The following is a 19,453-nucleotide window of genomic DNA, read 5'->3' as shown; positions in this document are numbered from 1 at the left end:
AACTTACTAAACCTCGAAACAAGGGAAATAAAGAATCAAAGCTTTTTTCGAGTCGACATACCCCTTGCATTATTTCTCCAGATTGTTGGCTAAATACTTTAATCATTTCCTTTTGGCTCATTGAAACTTGTGAATACCGGGAACGGCTCCCCGTGGCCACATGGAAAAGGCCTGAAGAAGCAAGTGATTGGTAGGATAGTGCGCTCATTTTATTAAGAGTTATTTTTCTAATGCATCAAATGTATAAGCAAATTCTTTAATATCCTATATTCCCTATTCTTTTTATAGGGTTATAGTAAGAATATTTTTCAAACACTTGATTTTATAGGATTTAAATTAAAATAATATTGATTTTTGTAATGTTTCGATTGCTTTTTGAAGCTCTTGATCAGTTTTGGCAAAGCAGAATCTTAAAATTTTATGGTCGTCTTTATCCTTAAAAAACACTGATATAGGAATACTTGCCACTCCTATTTCCTTGGTTAACCTCACCGCAAGATCAAAGTCTGATTCATCACTGAGATGTGCATAAGAGACTTGTTGAAAAAAACTTCCCTGTGCAGGAGTAAAGATAAAATCCGTATCAGCCAATCCTGTACAAAAAAGATCTCTTTTCTTCTGATAAAATTCAGGAAGTCCAAGATAGTGACTTTCTTCCTCCAGGTATTCCGCAAGCGCATATTGCAGGGGAGTCGCCGTACTAAAAGTGACAAATTGATGAACTTTCCTAAACTCCGAAGTCAATTCAGCCGGAGCTAAGCAATAACCAATCTTCCATCCAGTCACATGAAAAGTTTTACCAAAAGAACCACAAATGAAAGTTCGCTCCTTTAAAATTGGGTGAGTCATCAAGGATAAATGCTCTCTTCCATCGAAAGTAATATGCTCATAAACCTCATCACTAATGACATTGATATTTTTATCCTTGATTAGTTGGGCCAATTTGTTCAAATCATCATTTGTCCACATATATCCAGAGGGATTATGAGGAGTGTTAACTATGATCAATCGGGTTTTTTCGGAAATCGCATCTTCAACTTTCCCCCAATTCACTGAAAAATCTGGTAAATCTAAAGGAACGTAAATTGGTACTCCCCCGCTTAATAAGATACCCGGCGCATATGAATCATAAGCAGGTTCGAGTAAAATTACTTCATCTCCAGGTTTTACAATCGCTGTGATAGCTGAATAAATTGCATCTGTAGCGCCTGAAACAATGGTTACTTCTGTCTCAGAGTCATAACCAATCCCATAAATTTTATTTGTTTTTTGGGCAAGCCTTTCCCTTAAAACAGGTACTCCGCTCATAGGAGCATATTGGTTCTTGCCTTCCTTCATGTGTTTGGTTACCAAATCAATCAAATAAGGATCACAGTTAAATCCAGGGAATCCTTGAGATAAATTTATTGCTCCATAATCCGAAGCGAGTTTAGACATTATGGTAAAAATTGTAGTTCCAACTTCCGGCAGCTTAGAATCAATACTCATGGTTTTATTTAATTTTTTCAGACTACACCAATATCGTCATAATGTGCAAAAGGAAAAGAAATACAGTCCAAATAAGCTGTCCTTTCAATATTTTTGAGTTTATATTCCTTCTTGATTTCTCCTAAGCTGAATTATTTTCACCCAATTTTCACTAGTTTTACGCACTTTAAAAAACCCAAATATCTTTAAGATAAAAGTAAATGCGAGACATTAAATTAGTAGAAGTAAGGTCCGAACTTGCTGCGGGAACTCGTGGAGCAAGTATGGGTATTGATGCATTGAAAGTGGCAAGTCTAGACTTGAAATCAGATTTTTTCACCCTATTTGATCCAATCAATGTCCCTGATGCTAATAATTACCTATGGAAAGGGAATAAATTCCCTAATGCTAAATACATCGATGGAGTTTACCAAGTATTAAAAAATGTTTATAGTACCATTGAGTCTTTAAGAATGGAAAAGAAATTTCCAATAGTATTGGCAGGAGATCATAGTACAGCTGCAGGTACGATCATGGGAATTAAAGCTGCTAATCCATCAAAAAGGCTCGGAGTAATTTGGATTGATGCACATGCTGATCTTCATACCCCTTTTACCACCCCTTCCGGTAATATGCACGGAATGCCTTTAGCAATGACTGCAAGAATTGATAATCTTGAATGTCAAGTAAACAATCCTTCAGAGGAGACTTTGATTTTTTGGAACAAAATCAAAAATATCGGAGGAGAATTTCCAAAAATTGAACTTAAAGACATTGTATTTATTTCAGTAAGAGACACAGAAGAACCTGAAAACCATTTAATTACCAAACATGGAATTAAAAATTTCAAAACAAAGGAAGTAAGAAACTCAGGTGTTGCTTCTATCGCAAAGCAAGCATTGGAAGTATTAAAAGATTGTGATCAAATCTATATCTCATTTGATGTAGACAGTTTAGATAGTTCTATTTCCGTAGGCACAGGCACTCCGGTAGCGGATGGACTTTCGGTTGAGGAAGCAATTGAACTTAATGCCGAATTGATTAAAGATAAAAGAGTGTGTTGCTGGGAAATTGTCGAAGTCAATCCTACCCTTGATTCGGAAAACAGAATGGCTGAAAATGCCTTTGAAGTTCTAGAAAATACTACAAAATCACTGGTGGATAATTTTTAAATTGAACCGCGATGTTCGCTATGGTTATAAAAGTACGCGAAGAATATGGTCTCAAAATTCTATGAAAATGAATTATCAAAGGAAGTATTGGGAATTGCATTTGAAGTCCATAACAAGTTAGGACCAGGACTATTAGAAAATGCCTACAACACTGTCCTGGCTTATAAACTAGAAAAAGGGGGTTCTTTATAGAAGTTGAAAAAACTATGCCATTGAAAATTGATGGTGTTCAATTAGAAGTTGGTTATAGAATAGATATTTTAGTAGAAAACAAGTTAGTTTTGGAGCTTAAATCATTAGAGGTTATAAATGACCTTCATTTAGCTCAAACTTTGAATTATTTAAAACTGGGAGGATTTAAATTGGGATTGATTATCAATTTCAATGTTACAAGATTAAAATTCGGAATAAAGAGAGTTGCAAACGGAATTTAAAAATTCAATAATTCTTTGCATTCCTTAATTCACCTTTGAGCCCTTTGTGGTTAAAAAACATGAACATACAAGAATCAATTATTGCCGGTATTCAGCTGGCATTTCAGAATATATATAATCACGAGGTTGCTGTAGATCAACTGAGTCTGGCGCCTACAAGAAAAGAGTTTGAGGGAACCTACACTTTCGTTGTTTTCCCATATTTGAAAGTGAGTCAAACAACCCCAGAAGCTACCGCAAACCAAATTGGTGAATATCTTAAAGCGAATGTTACTGAAGTGGCAGGGTTTAATGTGGTAAAAGGTTTCTTGAATCTTGAATTGAATGAATTGATTTGGTTGAATGTTTTCAAAGGTTTGTATGCTAATCCAGACTTAGGACAGCTTCCTTCTAATGGCCAAAAAGTGATGGTGGAATATTCCTCTCCCAACACGAATAAGCCTTTACACCTTGGTCACTTAAGAAATAACTTTTTAGGATATTCCGTCGCTGAAATTCTTAAAGCGAATGGTTATGATGTCACCAAAGCCAATTTGGTCAACGATCGTGGAATCCACATCTGTAAATCCATGGTTGCCTACCAGCATTGGGGAAATGGTGAAACGCCGGAATCTGCTAATTTGAAAGGAGATCATCTGGCAGGAAAGTATTATGTGATCTTTGACAAAGAATACAAGAAGCAGATAGAGGCTCTCAAAGCAGAAGGAAATTCGGAGGAAGAAGCTAAGAAGAATGCTCCATTACTTTTGGAAGCTCAAGAGATGCTTAGAAAGTGGGAAGCTAATGATGCAGAAGTTGTGAGCCTGTGGAAACAAATGAATTCTTGGGTATATGCTGGATTTGCAAAGACCTATGAAAAAATGGGGGTGAATTTTGACAAGTTTTATTACGAGTCAGATACCTATCTTCTGGGGAAAGACATTGTAGAAGAAGGTTTACAAAAAGGTGTTTTCTTTAAAAAAGAGAATGGCTCTGTTTGGGTAGACCTTACTGATGAAGGATTAGATGAAAAATTAGTTCTTAGAGGAGATGGAACTTCGGTTTACATCACTCAGGATATGGGAACTGCAGATCTTAAATACAATGATTTTAAATTGAATAAGTCAGTATATGTCGTTGGTAATGAACAAGATTACCACTTTGATGTATTGTTTAAGATTATGAGAAAATTAGGTCGTTCATACGGAGATGGCTTATATCATTTGTCCTATGGAATGGTGGATTTACCTTCTGGAAAAATGAAATCCAGGGAAGGAACAGTGGTTGATGCAGATGATTTGATGGAAGAAATGATCAATACTGCTGCTCATCACACCAAAGAACTAGGTAAAATAGATGGATTTAATGAAGAACAAGCTGCAGAATTGTATGAAACACTGGGATTGGGAGCTCTGAAATATTTCCTTTTGAAAGTGGATCCAAAGAAACGAATGTTATTTAATCCACAGGAATCCATAGAGTTTCAGGGAAATACTGGTCCTTTTATTCAATATTCTCACGCTAGGATTAAATCAATATTAAGAAAAGCAGAACAAATCGGTGTTGATTTTAAAAATCCTGATTTCTCTGCCATTTCAAAAATAGAAGAATCGGAATCATCCCTTATTTTTCTTCTGAGTGATTTTACCAAGAAAATAAAAATTGCAGCAGATGAATACTCACCATCAGTGATTGCACAATATTTATTTGATTTAGCGAAAGAATACAACCGGTTTTACGCAGATCTTCCTATATTCCATGAAAGCAATTCTTCTATTCTTGCATTTAGAGTTGCACTTTCTGCATTAACTGCCGCAACAATCAAAAGAGGAATGAGTTTGTTAGGAATACATGTACCCGAAAGAATGTAATTATGAAAAAACTACTATTTATTTTAGCCTTATCGACACTATTTTCATGTCAGAGGACATTGGAAAGGCCAGAAGTTTTACAAGCTGGATTTTTTGCATCTAACAATAAACCTATGGAAAGCACTCTTTATGATTTCAAATTAAAAGATCTTGATGGCAAAGAGGTAGACTTTGAACAATTCAAAGGTAAAAAGCTCCTAATTGTCAACGTGGCATCCAAATGCGGATATACCCCTCAATATGCAGCGCTCCAGGAACTCAATGAAAATTATGGAGATAAAATTCAAATTTTGGGTTTTCCAGCAAATAATTTTGGTGGACAAGAACCAGGCTCAAACGAAGAGATTAAAACCTTTTGTACTGAAAACTACGGAGTAACTTTTCCTGTTTTTGAAAAGATTTCAGTGAAGGGTTTTGACAAACATCCATTATTTAGATGGCTAAGTGATGCCAAGTTGAATGGTTGGAACAACCAAGAACCAACTTGGAATTTTTGCAAATATCTGATTGATGAAAAAGGTGAATTATTAAAATTCTACCCTTCTTCCGTTACACCTTTGGATGAAGAAATTCTATCTGCAATAGGTGCTTAAATAGAAATTGATTTAGTGAAACGAGAAATCCAATCAAAAAAAGAAGCCTGGCTGCATGCGGTCAGGCTTCGGACTTTACCATTATCTTTAGCGAGTATTTTCGCTGGTTCATTTTTAGCCTATTCTCTTCATGTATTTAGATGGGAGATTCTTTTGTTTGCTTCTTTGACCACAATATTTCTTCAAATACTATCCAATCTGGCAAATGATTATGGTGATACTGTAAACGGTGCTGATCATCAAGAACGCCAGGGACCGATTAGAGCTGTACAATCTGGTTTGATTTCCCTCCAAGAAATGAAAAAAGCGATGTACTTTTTTGGAGCATTTTCACTGGTCTCAGGGTTGTTACTATTATATTTAGCTATACAGGATTGGAGCTTGTTCTTCATTTTCTTTGGATTAGGTATAGCTTCAATTTGGGCTGCAATTTCCTATACTTCAGGGAGTAATCCTTACGGGTATCTAGGTTTAGGAGATATTTCAGTTTTCTTGTTTTTTGGATTAATTGGAGTGATAGGCACCTTTTTTCTTCATAGCATAGATTTTAATGCTTCAGTAATTTGGGTTGGACTATCGTTGGGCTTCTTTAGTACTACAGTACTTAACATTAATAATATCCGTGATATAGAATCCGACAAAAAAGCCGGAAAAAAGTCTATTCCGGTAAGAATGGGGAGAAAAGCAGCGGTAGGGTATAATTGGTTTTTGATTCTTGCAGGCTACATAAGTTTATTAGGTTTTTGTTTTTTTAGCCAAAATTGGGGATCCGCTTTAGGATTTATAGTATTTCCAATCATGTTTAAAATCGGATTGAGTGTAGAAAAAGGCAAAACTTCAGAAGAAATAGATCCGAACCTGAAAAAAATGGCATTAAGCACCTTACTTTGGGTCATCTTCTTTGGTATAGGATTACTTTTTTTGTGAAAATCCAAAAAATTCTCTTCCCCCCTTCCGTTTTTTAGTTAATTTGGTCTAAACAATATTCCATTTAACTATGATAAAAGTACTCGTTCCCTACGATTTCTCAGAGCAGGCTCAAAATGCACTGAATTTTACAACTGGACTTGCTGAGAAAATAGACGGTGTCCATATAGAAGTTGTCAATGTATTGGAGGTTCCCTATGTTTCAAGTATTGGAACGATGGGAGGAGGCGAAGTAATGCCAGAAATGGAAAATCAGATTTTTTTCATCCAGTTGATGGAAAGAAGAAAAGAGCAAGTAGCCGATTTAAAAGAAAAATATAAGGATAAAAGATACACTTTCAACGCAAAGCTAAAATTGGGAAATGCATTCAAAAGCATTTCAGAATCAATCTTGGAAGAGAATCCGGATCTGGTTATCATGGGATCTAAAGGTTCATCTGGAGTAGAAGAAGTATTGATAGGTAGTAATACCGAAAAAGTAGTGCGGACCGCTACATGCCCAGTAGTTACAGTTAAATCTGCAACTGATCCAAACAAATTCAAAAAGATTGTTTTCGCCAGTGATTTCAAAGAAGATGAGGATGAGATTGCTCGCAGAATGAAAAACCTTCAATCTTTGTTTGATGCTGATCTCTATTTTGTAGTAGTTAATACACCTGCGAATTTTGAAACCACTCGGGACTCAATTAAGCGAATCGGAATGTTTGTCAAAAAATATGGTTTTGAAGGAGTAAAAGCAGAAATTTACAACTCCCTTTCAGAAGAATCCGGGATCATTGAATTTGCAGAGGATATAGATGCGGACCTAATAGCAATGGCTACCCATGGTAGAACTGGATTCTTACATTTGATTACAGGAAGCATTGCAGAAGACGTAGTAAATCATGCGAAGCGACCAGTTTGGACATTAAAAGTAAAATAAACTGCCAATTTTAAATGAGCCTGTCCTTCGGGCAGGCTTTTTCATGGACTTATGGCAAAGAAAAATAATGATTGGAAAAAAAGAGAAGGCGTTGTCTACTCCACTTCAGATGATTTTGAATTTAAAGAAAACACTGGTGAATCAATAGATACACTCCCCCCTGCACAACAGAATCTTAAAGTCATGCTAGATAAAAAGGCTCGTGCAGGAAAAAAAGTAACATTGGTTGAGGGATTTATTGGGTCAGATGATGATTTAAAAGAATTGGGAAAAATGCTGAAAAACAAGTGTGGCGTCGGAGGATCTGCGAAAGATGGAGAAATCTTAATCCAGGGAGATCATCGGGATAAAGTGGTTCAAGTTCTTCTTTCAGTGGGATATAAAGCAAAAAAATCCGGTGGTTAATCAGATAACTTATCTGATTTTAATAATTAATTAAAAGAGCTCTGACTTATTCAGAGCTCTTTTGTTTAATTACCATCTCCAGAATAATTTGGAATTTTTGGAATCCTACCTGCCTCCAAGATTGGGAGATTTGCTTCCGTAGGAATATAAATCACGGTCTTATCTCCTAAATTCTTTTGTTGTCTAACCCACAGATATTGAATGTACTTTTCTGAAATAGAACCATTCTCAATTTTAATTGCCTCTGCGGCACCTTTAGCCCGCTCTATTTCGGCTTGTGCATTTAATTTTTCGGCCTCCAAATTTGCAGCCGCTTCTTCAATTAAAATTCTTCTATTTTGCTCCGCTTTTGCAAATTCAGCTCTTCCACTCATTTCTTGTTGCCAAACGTTGTAAGTGGGACATCCCCACATCCCAAAGCCAATAAAGGCAAATAACATCCAAGATATAATAGTCCCAAAAAAGACTGGTGTACGTTTACTTTCCATAGATCAAACGGGTTTTATGAGGCCGCCCAAGGCTCTTTTTAAAATTTTTAGGTAAGATATTGAGCATTTATTTTAAAACAATTAGAACTTGAAAACCGATTGATCCTTTTTCTACCAAATTATTTACAAACTATTCAAAAACATCTTTTCTTGTTTGCTGGTTTATGAAGCATTCCTATATTTGTCAACAGAAATGAAAAACAACAATAGAAATATTGATTTTTTACCAATACAGCAACAGCATTTGCTGCATCATTTCCATCATTCCTCCTGAGGAATTTTTCAACACGCCCGGTGAAGCCGATGATAGGGATTCCGCTTTTCACCAAAAAAAATCATAACCTTATATTTCTTAGCGTAAATTGCCAACATGGAACAAATTATCCGTATTGCCGTGCAAAAAAGCGGCAGATTGTCAGATGACTCTTTAGCACTCATCAAAGAGTGTGGTATTAAATTTTATAACGGAACAGGAAAACTTAAATCCACCTCAACCAATTTCCCTATTGAATTTCTATTTCTCAGAGATGATGATATCCCGGGATATGTAGCTGATGGAGTTGCGGATTTAGGTATCGTTGGAGAAAACGAACTAGTTGAAAAAGATAAAGAAGTCATAACATTAAAAAAACTTGGATTTTCTAAATGTAGACTTTCACTTGCCATACCTAAAGGACAGGAATACAAAGACTTATCTTTTTTTGAAGGTAAGAATATAGCTACCTCCTATCCAAAAATCCTAGGAGATTTTCTGAGCTCTAAAAATATACAAGCAGATATACACGAAATCAGCGGCTCGGTGGAAATTGCTCCAAGTATTGGCTTAGCTGAAGGAATATGTGATATCGTCAGCTCTGGTTCTACTCTGATGATGAATGGACTGAAAGAAGTTGAGGAAATCTTTAAATCAGAGGCGGTATTGATAGCAAATAATAACTTAACTGATTGGAAAAAAGCAATAGTGGATAAGTTACTATTTAGAATGAATGCTGTACAAAAAGGGAAAAGCAGCAAATATGTTCTAATGAATGTACCAAATGCCTCAATCGATAAAATCATTAAATTGATTCCCGGTATGCGGAGTCCTACCATACTTCCTTTAGCGCAAGAAGGTTGGTCTTCAGTTCATTCTGTTTTAAATGAAGACCAATTTTGGGAGCATATAGAAGAACTCAGAGCTGCTGGAGCAGAAGGAATTCTTGTAGTTCCCATTGAAAAAATGATTCTTTAAACAGCCTAGCAAAAGAAAATCATATCCATGAAAATTCTTAAAAATCCAGAATCGGATACTTGGACAAAGGAATTGGCTCGTCCAATTCAGAAAACGAAACAAATCAATAAAATCGTAAAACCGATCCTTAGAAAGGTTAAGCGAAATGGAGACAAGGCATTATTCAAATTTGCTTTAGAATACGATCATGTTCAACTCGAACAATTGCTTGTTTCGGAAAATGAAATTGTTGCATCTTCTGAAAAACTTTCAGCTGAATTAAAAGATGCAATAAAAATTGCAAAGACAAACATCGAAAGATTCCACAGGGCTCAAATAGGCGAGGATTTAGTAGAAGAAGTGATGCCAGGAGTAGTTTGCAAGAGAAAAAGTATGCCAATCCAAAAAGTCGGATTATATATTCCAGGAGGTACAGCGCCTTTGTTTAGTACTGTCTTAATGCTTGGTGTACCTGCAGTAATTGCAGGATGCAAAGAAATTGTACTTTGTACCCCACCCGATCGACATGGTGAAATTCACCCTGCGATTTTATATACCGCTGATTTAATCGGGATTTCAAAAATCCTAAAAGTCGGAGGTGCTCAAGCAGTAGCAGCAATGACATTTGGAACTCAGTCAGTGCCAAAAGTGGATAAAATCTTTGGACCAGGAAACCAATATGTGACCGCTGCAAAGCAAATGGCCACAAAATATGGGGTTGCAATTGATATGCCTGCAGGACCTTCTGAAGTCTTGGTATATGCAGACAAAACTGCAATTCCAGCCTTTGTCGCGTCTGATCTACTTTCTCAGGCTGAACATGGCGTAGATAGTCAAGTTGTATTGGTTACAAATTCAGAAAAATTCGCCAAGAAAGTTATTAAAGAAATCGATTCCCAACTTGAAGAATTGCCTAGAAAAGACATTGCCGTTAAAGCTTTGAAAAATTCGAGAGCAGTGGTAATGGAAGATCAAACTGAAGCTATAGACTTGATAAACGAATATGCTCCAGAACACTTGATAGTTTCGGTTGAAAACGAAGATGAAGTTGTCGATTCTATATTCAATGCCGGATCAGTTTTCATAGGTAATTTCACTCCGGAATCAGCGGGTGATTATGCTTCTGGAACTAACCATACCTTACCAACTTATGGTTATGCCAGAAATTATAGCGGCGTTTCTTTGGATAGTTTTTTAAAGAAGATGACTTATCAAAAAATTACTGAAGAAGGTTTAAAGAATTTAGGTCCCACCATAGAAGTGATGGCGGCGAATGAATTATTGGAGGGACATAAAAATGCAGTTACGATTCGTCTTAATTATCTGAAAAATAAGTAGATATGGATTTTTACTTAAACTCACTTTTAAGACCTCATATAGCAAAACTACAGCCTTACACTTCTGCTAGAGATGAGTATACTGGAAAGATTGGGATCTTTTTAGATGCAAATGAAAACCCATATGGCTCGGTAACTGACAAAGATTATAACCGATATCCAGATCCCTACCAAAGTGAATTAAAAGAAGAAATAGCCATCATTAAAGAAGTAAGGCCTTCTCAAATCTTTTTGGGTAATGGTTCGGATGAAGCAATAGATTTATTATTCAGAGCCTTTTGCAATCCCGGTAAGGATAATGTTATTCTTCTCCCTCCCACTTATGGCATGTATGAAGTAAGTGCATCCATTAATGATGTGGAAATAAGGAGAGTCGCATTGACGTCAGATTTTCAACTTCAACCTAAAAAAATACTGAATGCAGTCGATGATAATACTAAAATCATTTTCGTATGTACTCCTAATAATCCCAGTGGAAACAAAGTAAATAGAGATGAAATCCGATTTCTTTTAGGGAATTTTAAAGGAATCGTAGTCATCGATGAGGCATACATTGATTTTAATGATGAACCTAGCTTTACTACAGAATTAGAGAAATTCCCAAACCTATTGGTAATCCAAACTTTCTCAAAAGCTTGGGGATTGGCTTCATTAAGACTTGGGATGGCTTTTGGATCGGAAGAAATAATTTCCATTTTAAACAAAATCAAACCTCCTTATAACATTTCCGGATTAACTCAAGAAACTGTACTTGCGGCTATTCGAAATAATGAAAAGGTTCAGAAAATGATAGAAGATATTTTGAAAGAGAGGAGTTTTCTAGAAAAAAAGTTAAAAGAATTGACCTTTATTCAAAAGATATTTCCTTCCCAAGCAAACTTCTTATTGATCAAGATTCCTCACGCAACAGAGGTTTATAATGAATTAATTAAGCAGAAAGTAATCATAAGAAACCGATCCAAAGTATTGTTATGCGAGGAATGTCTCAGGATTTCAGTTGGCACAAGAACAGAAAATGAAGAATTCTTAAAAGCCTTGGAGAAAATTGTCTCCAAAACAGTATAAACCTTTTTATTCGATTCATGAAAAAGAAAGTATTATTCATAGATCGTGATGGTACGATCATTAAAGAGCCCCCTACAGACTTTCAAGTTGATAGTCTGGAAAAGTTGGAATTTGTACCCAAAGTAATTTCAAACCTTAGAAAAATTGCTGAAGAATTGGATTATGAATTGGTAATGGTTACAAACCAAGATGGATTGGGGACTGATTCTTTCCCAGAAAACACTTTTTGGCCAGCTCAGTATAAAATGCTTAAAACACTTGAACAGGAAAATATTTTCTTTAAAGAAATTCTTGTAGACAAAACCTTTGAACACGAAAACGCTCCAACCAGAAAGCCTGGGACTGGTCTTTTGACTTCCTATTTTTCAGATGAATACGATCTATCGAATAGCTATGTAATTGGAGATAGAGCAACCGATATTCAATTAGCAGAGAATCTTGGAGCAAAATCAATTTTCATTGGGGAAGAAAATGTAAAAGCAGCCCTTAGCACAAAAGATTGGGATGAGATTTATGAATTTCTGAAAATGCCTCCAAGAGCAGCAGACATAAAAAGAAAAACCTCAGAAACAGATATTTTCATCAAATTAAACCTAGATGGATCTGGCAAGTGTGATATTTCCACTGGACTACATTTCTTCGATCATATGCTGGAACAGTTAGGAAAACATGGAAGCACTGATTTAGAAATCAAAGTAAAAGGAGATTTGCACATTGATGAGCATCATACAATTGAAGATACTGCCCTGGCTTTGGGAGAGGCTTACTTAAAAGCCCTAGGTGATAAAAAGGGGATTTACAGATATGGATTTCTACTTCCAATGGACGATGTATTAGCACAAGCTGCCATTGATTTTGGAGGCAGGCCATGGATCGTATGGGATGTAGAATTCAAACGGGAAAAAGTTGGTGACATGCCTACAGAAATGGTTTATCATTTCTTCAAATCCTTCTCTGACACATCCAAATGCAACTTAAATATCAAAGCCGAGGGAACCAATGAGCATCATAAAATTGAAGCCATATTTAAAGCTTTGGCTAGAGCCATAAAAATGGCGGTTATGAGAGATCCAAGAAATATTAACCAATTACCAAGTACAAAAGGTGTCCTTTAAGGGTCAATAACTTAACTAGAAATTAATTATTGAAGGATTAGGAAAATTTCACAAATAATATTTTTCCTAATCCTAATTTTTTGTTTCATTTAGTTATGAAACGATTTTTACATATCTTACCTACATGTTTAGTAATTATTTTGCTTTGGTCGTGTTCCAGTGATTTTCAAAGAATTGAAAGACTTTATAATGATCAGGAATATCAGGCAGCGCTAGATGAACTCGATAGTTATTTATTCTTTCATATCACGGATCTGAAAGCTTTACATATGAGAGCCAGAAGTCACGAAGAATTAGGAGAAACTCTTAAAGCAAAAAAGGATTACGAAAGGATAATTGCTCTAGATGATGAGTATGCCCAGGCTTATGCAGGTTTAGGAAAGCTTTTGTTTGAAGAAAAAAATTATAACAAAGCAGAATCCTATTTATTGAGAGCTGCTTCTTTGGAGTCTAATGATTTTGACATATTATACCTCTTGGGAAGGACACAATTAATGACAGAAAAGTATTCATCGTCAGAGAATTTTTTAATTAAAGCAAGAGAAATAAACCCTGAATTTGCAAAAGTCCATTTTTATGAGGGTATGGCCAAAGCAATGCGTGGGGATGTCTTGGGATGTGCAGTTTCTTTCAACAAGTATGTACAATTTGAGCCTGATCAATTAGTAGGGAGATATAATAGAGGTTTTGCATTAATGAGAGCAGGATATGTTTCCTATGCCTTGGAAGATTTTGAAGCAATTCTTAAAGTAAATCCAAACCATGTTGAAGCTATCGCAAAAAAAGGATATTGCTTAGCTAAATTAGGTGACCCTCAGGGATGTCTTTATCTACAAGAAGCCGCTAATAAGGGTAGTGAATACGCTCAAAATCAAAGAGAAATATGTGTTTAATTTAATCTTTTCTTTAAAGCATTTTTGTAATTTGAAATAGCATCTTGATGAGAAGATAAAAACAAATAAGGTTCAATGAGTTCTAACTCCATCAGATGGAATTCTCCCTCAATCTCAACTCCATCTACCCTCGTATAAAGACTATTAGGTGCAAAATCTTCAATTATCGATTTTGCGGCATTTATCATTTTTGTGCTTGGTTCTATCACCTTTATTTCTCCACCAAAATAATGTTGCACTCTAAAATCGCCCTTGGCGGGAGTCTTAAGAACTGCGTGAGAAAATTCAGCATTAAAAAATATTAAAGAGTACTCTCCTATTTCTTGAACTTCCTGAATGAAAGGCTGGAGGAGAAAGTCTTCTTGATTAACAAGGTCTTGTACCTTTTGGGAGAACTCTGACCACTTAGCACTTTCGATTTTTAAAGTATTCTTAGCACCACCACTCACTAAAGGTTTTAAAACCCAAGTATCAGATTTAACAGCTTCCTTGATCAGTTCGAATTCTACTTCAGTCCCCTTATTTAATTGCTGACCGGAAATTACAGGGTATCCCTTTTCCTTTATCTCTGACAAATAGTTTTTAGAAGAATTCCATAACAGAGTCTCTACTCCATTCAGAACCTTAATATTTAAGTTTTTGATTTTTTCAATCCATTTCAAAAATTCAGGATAATAATCAAAATAATCCCAGGTGGATTTTATCAAAAGAGTACTGTATTTACCCCAGTTTATGGTTGGGTCTGACCAAGGCACTATTTCATGATCAAATTCTAATTCCGATAAAATTGAGGATAAGATTTCGTCTTCATTCACCGTATTAGCATCATAAGAGCCAATAGAAATATAACTTACAATAGCGATCATATCTAAATTTTTGCTGCGAAATTAACCTTTTCCTAAAATTATTATGTTCGGTTCTTCTAAAATCAACCCTATGCCTTACTTTTAGGCTTTATTCCCGCATGGCACACCGAAAACTAGTCATTATTCCTACCTATAACGAGATAGAAAATATCCAAGAAATGATTCATTCTATTATGGGTCTTGAAGGAGATTTTGAATTATTGGTGATTGATGATGGGTCACCGGATGGCACTGCAAAGGTGGTACTAGAAAACAAAAATGAATTCCCCCAAAGGCTTCACTTAATTGAAAGAAAAGGAAAATTAGGGCTTGGAACAGCCTATTTAAAAGGGTTTGATTGGGCTTTAAAAAATGGATATGATTATATTTTTGAGATGGATTGTGACTTTTCCCATGACCCAAATGACTTGATTAGATTATATCTGGCTTGTGAAAACCGTGAGTTTGATATGGCAATTGGTTCACGATATATTACAGGAGTGAATGTGGTAAATTGGCCAATAGGAAGAGTTTTGATGTCCTATTTTGCAAGTGTTTATGTTAAGTTCATCACAGGTCTTCCTATCAAAGATGCCACAGCAGGATTCAAGTGCTATCATAAAAGTGTATTAGAAGGAATAAATTTGAAGGAAGTGAAATTCATCGGTTATGCATTCCAAATTGAAATGAAATTCACTGCTTGGAAATTAGGCTTCAAACTAACTGAAGTTCCAATTATTTTTACCGATCGAACTAAAGGAATCTCAAAGATGAGTTCCGGAATATTTAAGGAAGCTGTGTTGGGAGTAATTTGGATGAAAATCAAAAGTATTTTTTCTCCATATAAGCTTAATCAAAGCGGATTGACTTAATCGGATCAACTCTAGAGATTACCATCACCGGAATAAATAATACCAGTGCTGTGAGAAGAGTGATTCCTACATTAATGAGAATAAAAAGTGGCCAGTTCCATTCTATGGGAACATAGGACATATAATAACTGGCCGGATCCAATGGAATAAATTTAAGTTGATCCTGAAATAGGCCAAATCCTAACCCAACAGCATTTCCAATCAATAATCCACGCAAAAGGATGTTGATTCCATTCCAAAAGAAAATTCTTCTAATCTGTTTATTGGCAGCACCCATAGCTTTTAACAAGCCGATCATTTGGGTTCTTTCCATAATCAGGATAAACAAAATTGCTCCCATGTTGAAAATAGCAACAAAGGCAATCAACCCTACAAATACATAAACATTGGTATCTAATAAAGATAACCAGTCAAAAATCTCTAAAAACTTATCCTTGCTTGCAACAAGTTTCAGATCAAAATCCATAATCCCTTCCATCTGAGGAGTATACAAATCTATATTTTTCGAATTGTCGACGAAAACTTCCAATCCACCAATTTGATCTTCCCCCCAGCCATTGAGATTTCTAATCGTCTGTAATTCTCCAATGATAATCTTCTCATCAAAATTTTCCAGATAGGTTTCAAAAATCCCCACTACTTCTACCCTTCTAAACCTTGGTGGGTCTTGGACAAAATATAAAGTCACTTTGTCTCCCACATTTAGCAGTAGTTTATTGGCAATTACCTTACTTAATATCACTTCGTTGCTTGTTCCCTCATCCGGGATAGTCAGCATCCTTCCTTCTTTAATATATTTCTTAAAACTCAGGCTATCAAAGTCTTTTCCTACACCCTTCACCAAAATCCCCTCTACTTCATTTTCTCCTTTCATAAGGGCTGCTTTATGGGCAAAAGATTGAATTCGCTCCACAAACGGTAATTGGCTATATTCTTGAGCAAACTCACTTTGTAAAGAAAAAGGAGCCTCTTCAAAAGCATTGCTCATTGTGAACCGCTGCACTTGATAATGTCCCGTGAACCCATAGACCTTATCCGAAACAGTTTGTTGAAATCCACCTAAAACCATAAAGGAAAGCAAAGACACTGCAATCCCCATAGCAAGACTGCCTACAGCAATTTTATGGATGGTGGCTGAGAATCCTCCCGCTCTTTTAAAGCTGATTCTTTTAGCAATGAAATAGGAAAGGTTCAATGGACTACTTTAATTTGTTCTAATCGAACGCAAAATAGCATGAAGCAAACGAATCTTTTACCCTTTACTCAGATTTTGAGCATAATGCTCTTTTTTTTCGCAGGAATTTCTCCAATAAATGCACAACGGGCGGAAATAACGCCAGGCGCAGAGAGGCCAGAATTATATCTAGATTTATTGAAAGGCAAATCAGTAGGAATTGTTGCTAATCAGACAAGCATTTTGACTCATAGTCAAAATAAACATGTGGTAGATTTTCTTTTGGAAAAAGGTGTAAACCTCAAAAAAGTATTCGTTCCAGAACATGGATTTAGAGGAGATGTCGACGCAGGAAAAAAAGTAGATAGCTCCGTCGATGCTAAAACAGGTCTACCGATAGTTTCTCTTTATGGGAATAATAAAAAGCCATCTACTGATCAAATTGCCGATCTGGATATCATAATTTTTGATTTACAGGATGTGGGAGTTCGATTTTACACTTATATAAGTACCATGCATTATGTGATGGAGGCTGCAGCTGAAAATGGAAAAAAGGTCATCATTTTTGACCGTCCCAATCCAAATGGTGATTACATTGATGGACCCGTTTTAAAAAAAGGATTTGAGAGCTTTGTTGGAATGCATCCAATTCCTGTGGTTCATGGCCTGACGGTTGGTGAACTTGCAAAAATGATCAATGGTGAAAAATGGCTCAAAGGAGATTTAAATTGCGATTTAGAAGTGATCCCAATTAATAACTGGAACCATCAGATAGCATATAACTTACCTGTAAAACCATCTCCAAATCTTCCAAATGATGTTGCTATCAGGTTATATCCGAGCACTTGTTTCTTTGAGGGCAGTATCATTTCATTGGGAAGGGGTACTCAATTCCCTTTTCAGGTTTATGGTTATCCAGCCAAAAATTTTGGGGAATTTACTTTTACACCTGTTAGCATTCCTGGCATGTCAACAACCCCTCCTCTTCAAGATCAATTATGCTATGGAGTTGACCTGAGAAATGAACCGGTAACACATCGATTCACTCTTTCTTATGTGATCGATGCGCTCCAGAAATCAGGCAAGGGTGAAACATTCTTCAAAGGATACTTTAATACTTTGGCGGGAACAGACGAGTTGAAAAAACAATTATTGGCAGGTAAAACTGAAACTGAAATCAAAAAAAGCTGGGAAGCTGATTTAAACAACTACAAAAAGCTAAGAGCTAATTACCTGATTTATAAAGATTAATGTTAACCCACTAGTTAATAAATAGATATGAAAAAAGACCTTAGAATCATATATATGGGAACACCGGAATTTGCTGTTCCTGCCTTAGAAAAACTAGTAGAAAATAACTGGAATGTAGTAGCAGTTATTACTGCTCCAGATAAACCCAAGGGAAGAGGTCAAAAATTAATCTCCTCTCCTGTCAAAGAATCTGCCTTAAAACTTAATATTCCTGTTCTCCAACCTACTAATCTTAAATCACCTGAATTTCAGAAGCAGCTAAAAAGTTACGAAGCAGATTTACAAATAGTTGTAGCCTTTCGGATGCTCCCTGAATCAGTTTGGGATATGCCTCCTATTGGCACATTTAACCTTCATGCTTCATTATTGCCTGATTATAGAGGAGCTGCCCCTATTAATTGGGCAATAATCAATGGTGAAACAGAAACTGGAGTAACTACTTTTTTTTTAAAACATGAAATCGATACTGGAAGCATCCTTTTCCAGGAAAAAGTCAAAATACTTGATGAGGATGATTTAGGTTCTCTTTATGAAAAATTAATGAATCTAGGCGCAGAGCTAGTTGTAAAAACGGTAGAAGCTATATCAAAAAACAAAATATCTGCCCAAGCACAAGATGAATCCAAAGCAATTCATCATGCTCCAAAGATATTTAAAGAAACTGGACAGATTGATTGGAATAATTCAGCAGAAAGCATTCATAACCTTATTCGAGGACTTTCTCCTTATCCTGCAGCTTGGACAGAGCTTGATGGTAAATTTTGTAAAATCTTCAAATCTAAATTTTCGAATCCAGGCCAATCAAAGTTAAAAATCGGGGAATATACTTCAGATGGAAAAACCTATTTAAAGTTTCAAACTGGAAAAGGAATTTTAGAAATATTGGAATTACAGCTGGAAGGAAAAAAGAGAATGAAGACGGAAGACTTCTTGAGAGGATATAAACTTTAAGGATTTTATACTTAATAATTTTTACATCTGTCTGATTTTTAGGAAATTCAGAAATAATGGAATTAATGACAATTTTTAAATGATCAAAAATGAAATATTCAATAAATAAAGTTTTCTTTTTCCTCCTTCTATTTTCCATATCAAATGTTTCTGATGCACAGTTCATTAATAAAATAAAAAAGGCGGCAAGTAGAGGAGCTGAAAAAGCAATCGAAAAGAAAGTAGAGGAAGAAGCCAATAAAATGGTTCAAAGACAACTGGAGAAACAATTTGAAGGATTGTTTGGTGAAGATGATGAAGCAACTAATCCTGTAACCCTTGATATGAATAAAATATTGGCAGGTATGGGAGAAGAAGTCGAAACTGCAGATCAATATGATTTCTTTGGAAATGTTGTAATGGAAATGACTTCTACCGACAAAAAGGGGAAAAAACAAGAACCAACTTTATTGAAATCCTACTTATCAAAAACTACGGATTAC

At 35.7% G+C, this 19,453-nt stretch carries 19 protein-coding genes and 2 pseudogenes; 16 read left to right on the top strand and 5 right to left on the bottom strand.

Translation table 11 applies throughout. The features are described 5' to 3' along the window. Window positions 1–208, bottom strand: a 208-nt coding sequence (locus Q0L68_RS06065) for a hypothetical protein (protein WP_296700792.1), incomplete at its 3' end; no start/stop codon positions are given. A 128-nt stretch (window positions 209–336) separates the two neighbouring features. After that, window positions 337–1,488 carry a methionine aminotransferase gene (locus tag Q0L68_RS06060; protein ID WP_296700790.1) on the bottom strand — a complete coding sequence of 384 codons (1,152 nt, stop codon included), beginning with the start codon at window positions 1,486–1,488 and terminating at the stop codon, window positions 337–339. Window positions 1,489–1,688: 200 nt separating this feature from the next. Here Q0L68_RS06060 and Q0L68_RS06055 point away from each other — a divergent pair, with 200 nt between their 5' ends. From Q0L68_RS06055 to Q0L68_RS06025, 7 genes and pseudogenes are all read left to right on the top strand, one after another. Then, window positions 1,689–2,639 (top strand): arginase, encoded by a 951-nt coding sequence (locus Q0L68_RS06055; RefSeq protein ID WP_296700788.1) that lies wholly within the window; start codon window positions 1,689–1,691, stop codon window positions 2,637–2,639. 45 nt (window positions 2,640–2,684) lie between these two features. Continuing rightward, window positions 2,685–3,073: pseudogene (locus Q0L68_RS06050) on the top strand (GxxExxY protein). A 59-nt stretch (window positions 3,074–3,132) separates the two neighbouring features. Beyond that, entirely contained in the window at window positions 3,133–4,923 is a 1,791-nt protein-coding gene (gene argS, locus Q0L68_RS06045) for an arginine--tRNA ligase (protein ID WP_296700787.1), read from the top strand. Window positions 4,924–4,925: 2 nt separating this feature from the next. Beyond that, window positions 4,926–5,516 (top strand): glutathione peroxidase, encoded by a 591-nt coding sequence (locus tag Q0L68_RS06040; protein ID WP_296700786.1) that lies wholly within the window; start codon window positions 4,926–4,928, stop codon window positions 5,514–5,516. A 15-nt stretch (window positions 5,517–5,531) separates the two neighbouring features. Then, window positions 5,532–6,443 carry a 1,4-dihydroxy-2-naphthoate polyprenyltransferase gene (locus Q0L68_RS06035; RefSeq protein ID WP_296700785.1) on the top strand — a complete coding sequence of 304 codons (912 nt, stop codon included), beginning with the start codon at window positions 5,532–5,534 and terminating at the stop codon, window positions 6,441–6,443. A gap of 70 nt (window positions 6,444–6,513) precedes the next feature. Beyond that, entirely contained in the window at window positions 6,514–7,365 is an 852-nt protein-coding gene (locus Q0L68_RS06030; protein WP_296700784.1) for a universal stress protein, read from the top strand. A gap of 51 nt (window positions 7,366–7,416) precedes the next feature. Continuing rightward, complete coding sequence (locus Q0L68_RS06025) at window positions 7,417–7,770, top strand: translation initiation factor (RefSeq protein ID WP_296700783.1); 354 nt, start codon at window positions 7,417–7,419, stop codon at window positions 7,768–7,770. Between the two features lie 65 nt (window positions 7,771–7,835). On the opposite strand, the gene Q0L68_RS06020 is transcribed toward Q0L68_RS06025, so the two are convergent. Beyond that, window positions 7,836–8,258 (bottom strand): hypothetical protein, encoded by a 423-nt coding sequence (locus Q0L68_RS06020; RefSeq protein WP_296700781.1) that lies wholly within the window; start codon window positions 8,256–8,258, stop codon window positions 7,836–7,838. A 370-nt stretch (window positions 8,259–8,628) separates the two neighbouring features. On the opposite strand from Q0L68_RS06020, the gene hisG reads away from it, so the two are divergent. From hisG to Q0L68_RS05995, 5 genes are all read left to right on the top strand, one after another. Beyond that, a complete protein-coding gene (gene hisG, locus Q0L68_RS06015) occupies window positions 8,629–9,489 on the top strand; it encodes an ATP phosphoribosyltransferase (RefSeq protein ID WP_296700779.1) in 861 nt (286 codons plus the stop codon). Between the two features lie 27 nt (window positions 9,490–9,516). Beyond that, window positions 9,517–10,806: a histidinol dehydrogenase gene (hisD, locus tag Q0L68_RS06010; RefSeq protein ID WP_296700777.1), complete on the top strand. Its 1,290-nt coding sequence runs from the start codon at window positions 9,517–9,519 to the stop codon at window positions 10,804–10,806. A 2-nt stretch (window positions 10,807–10,808) separates the two neighbouring features. Further along, complete coding sequence (gene hisC, locus Q0L68_RS06005) at window positions 10,809–11,870, top strand: histidinol-phosphate transaminase (RefSeq protein ID WP_296700775.1); 1,062 nt, start codon at window positions 10,809–10,811, stop codon at window positions 11,868–11,870. Between the two features lie 17 nt (window positions 11,871–11,887). After that, window positions 11,888–12,985, top strand: coding sequence for a bifunctional histidinol-phosphatase/imidazoleglycerol-phosphate dehydratase HisB (gene hisB, locus Q0L68_RS06000; protein ID WP_296700773.1), 1,098 nt, complete (start codon window positions 11,888–11,890; stop codon window positions 12,983–12,985). A gap of 95 nt (window positions 12,986–13,080) precedes the next feature. After that, entirely contained in the window at window positions 13,081–13,878 is a 798-nt protein-coding gene (locus tag Q0L68_RS05995; protein ID WP_296700771.1) for a tetratricopeptide repeat protein, read from the top strand. Here Q0L68_RS05995 and Q0L68_RS05990 read toward each other — a convergent pair. Further along, window positions 13,875–14,744 (bottom strand): glutathione synthetase, encoded by an 870-nt coding sequence (locus Q0L68_RS05990; RefSeq protein WP_296700770.1) that lies wholly within the window; start codon window positions 14,742–14,744, stop codon window positions 13,875–13,877. The genes Q0L68_RS05995 and Q0L68_RS05990 overlap by 4 nt on opposite strands. A gap of 98 nt (window positions 14,745–14,842) precedes the next feature. Between Q0L68_RS05990 and Q0L68_RS05985 the strand changes: the two genes are divergently transcribed. After that, window positions 14,843–15,595 carry a polyprenol monophosphomannose synthase gene (locus tag Q0L68_RS05985; RefSeq protein WP_296700768.1) on the top strand — a complete coding sequence of 251 codons (753 nt, stop codon included), beginning with the start codon at window positions 14,843–14,845 and terminating at the stop codon, window positions 15,593–15,595. Here the strand turns inward: Q0L68_RS05985 and Q0L68_RS05980 are convergent. After that, the gene (locus Q0L68_RS05980; protein WP_296700767.1) at window positions 15,573–16,790 is read right to left on the bottom strand and encodes an FtsX-like permease family protein; all 1,218 of its coding nucleotides are present in this window, start codon (window positions 16,788–16,790) and stop codon (window positions 15,573–15,575) included. The two genes, Q0L68_RS05985 and Q0L68_RS05980, sit on opposite strands and share 23 nt — an antisense overlap. Before the next feature lie 84 nt (window positions 16,791–16,874). On the opposite strand from Q0L68_RS05980, the gene Q0L68_RS05975 reads away from it, so the two are divergent. The 3 genes and pseudogenes from Q0L68_RS05975 to Q0L68_RS05965 form a co-directional block, all read left to right on the top strand. Beyond that, window positions 16,875–18,020: a DUF1343 domain-containing protein gene (locus tag Q0L68_RS05975; RefSeq protein ID WP_296700793.1), complete on the top strand. Its 1,146-nt coding sequence runs from the start codon at window positions 16,875–16,877 to the stop codon at window positions 18,018–18,020. Between the two features lie 27 nt (window positions 18,021–18,047). Further along, entirely contained in the window at window positions 18,048–18,971 is a 924-nt protein-coding gene (gene fmt / locus Q0L68_RS05970) for a methionyl-tRNA formyltransferase (RefSeq protein ID WP_296700766.1), read from the top strand. An 89-nt stretch (window positions 18,972–19,060) separates the two neighbouring features. Beyond that, a pseudogene (locus Q0L68_RS05965) lies at window positions 19,061–19,453 on the top strand (hypothetical protein); the annotation flags it as partial.

This window comes from Algoriphagus sp. (assembly GCF_024642405.1).
Classification (GTDB): domain Bacteria; phylum Bacteroidota; class Bacteroidia; order Cytophagales; family Cyclobacteriaceae; genus Algoriphagus.
The sequence above is the reverse complement of the archived record's forward strand: the minus strand, read 5'-3'. Positions and strand labels throughout refer to the sequence as shown.

Excerpts from the sequence above, each read along its gene's own strand:
- hisG (WP_296700779.1), top strand. The coding sequence starts at position 8,629 with ATGGAACAAATTATCCGTATTGCCGTGCAAAAAAGCGGCAGATTGTCA.
- Q0L68_RS05975 (WP_296700793.1), top strand. The coding sequence starts at position 16,875 with ATGCTCTTTTTTTTCGCAGGAATTTCTCCAATAAATGCACAACGGGCG.
- fmt (WP_296700766.1), top strand. The coding sequence starts at position 18,048 with ATGAAAAAAGACCTTAGAATCATATATATGGGAACACCGGAATTTGCT.
- Q0L68_RS06025 (WP_296700783.1), top strand. The coding sequence starts at position 7,417 with ATGGCAAAGAAAAATAATGATTGGAAAAAAAGAGAAGGCGTTGTCTAC.
- hisC (WP_296700775.1), top strand. The coding sequence starts at position 10,809 with ATGGATTTTTACTTAAACTCACTTTTAAGACCTCATATAGCAAAACTA.
- hisB (WP_296700773.1), top strand. The coding sequence starts at position 11,888 with ATGAAAAAGAAAGTATTATTCATAGATCGTGATGGTACGATCATTAAA.
- hisD (WP_296700777.1), top strand. The coding sequence starts at position 9,517 with ATGAAAATTCTTAAAAATCCAGAATCGGATACTTGGACAAAGGAATTG.
- argS (WP_296700787.1), top strand. The coding sequence starts at position 3,133 with ATGAACATACAAGAATCAATTATTGCCGGTATTCAGCTGGCATTTCAG.
- Q0L68_RS05995 (WP_296700771.1), top strand. The coding sequence starts at position 13,081 with ATGAAACGATTTTTACATATCTTACCTACATGTTTAGTAATTATTTTG.
- Q0L68_RS06055 (WP_296700788.1), top strand. The coding sequence starts at position 1,689 with ATGCGAGACATTAAATTAGTAGAAGTAAGGTCCGAACTTGCTGCGGGA.
- Q0L68_RS06020 (WP_296700781.1), bottom strand. The coding sequence starts at position 8,258 with ATGGAAAGTAAACGTACACCAGTCTTTTTTGGGACTATTATATCTTGG.
- Q0L68_RS05990 (WP_296700770.1), bottom strand. The coding sequence starts at position 14,744 with ATGATCGCTATTGTAAGTTATATTTCTATTGGCTCTTATGATGCTAAT.
- Q0L68_RS05985 (WP_296700768.1), top strand. The coding sequence starts at position 14,843 with ATGGCACACCGAAAACTAGTCATTATTCCTACCTATAACGAGATAGAA.
- Q0L68_RS06040 (WP_296700786.1), top strand. The coding sequence starts at position 4,926 with ATGAAAAAACTACTATTTATTTTAGCCTTATCGACACTATTTTCATGT.
- Q0L68_RS06030 (WP_296700784.1), top strand. The coding sequence starts at position 6,514 with ATGATAAAAGTACTCGTTCCCTACGATTTCTCAGAGCAGGCTCAAAAT.
- Q0L68_RS06060 (WP_296700790.1), bottom strand. The coding sequence starts at position 1,488 with ATGAGTATTGATTCTAAGCTGCCGGAAGTTGGAACTACAATTTTTACC.